Raw genomic sequence first — 617 nt, 5'->3', positions numbered from 1 at the left:
AAGGCGAAGGCGGGCTTCTATCCAATAGGCACCAGTGGTCTATGCCACGGCGGCGTGCATTTCGACAGCGGTACTGCCGGTGCTCTGGATCAATCCAGCGTGCATTGCTTGGCCGATGGTGAAGTGGTGGCTTATCGCATCGACGAGCACTCGCCGAAGACAACCTATTTCATCGAGACAGGGACCGTGCAAAAGCCCTTCTCATGTAATTTCGTGCTGGTACGCCACCGTCTTCAGCCACCGAAGATTGAGGGCAGCCCGGACGTGCCGCCCAGCCTGACTTTCTACAGTCTGTACATGCACTTGCAGGATTGGGCGGTGTATCACGATGACGCGACTATTGCTCGGCCCGCATTCTGGCCCGAGGGCACGACCCGTCGGGTCAAGGCGACGGTGGCAGACGTACACCCAGGCCATTCTGGGCAGCAAGGCTTGAATGTGCGCAACCAGGCGCACCAGGGCAAGGTGATTGGCTTTCTGCAGCGTGGCACGGAAGTGACCGTTAGCGGTGACGGTCATTACCGCAAGCTGGAGAACACCAACGGGCCAGACGTTCTAAAAGAGGCTGATGGTTCGTTGCGCGGCTACCTTTCCATCCACTATTTAGTGCCCATCGC

1 protein-coding gene is annotated in these 617 nt (G+C 58.3%); it reads left to right on the top strand.

Features of this window, described 5'->3' with window-relative positions; all coding sequences use genetic code 11:
• Positions 1 to 617: SH3 domain-containing protein (locus ACZYSM_RS29280; protein WP_489077173.1), on the top strand; the 617-nt coding region annotated here is incomplete at both ends.

Source organism: Pseudomonas sp. F220, assembly GCF_057813935.1.
Note: the sequence above shows the minus strand (reverse complement) of the source record. Positions and strands in the feature narration are given on the sequence as shown.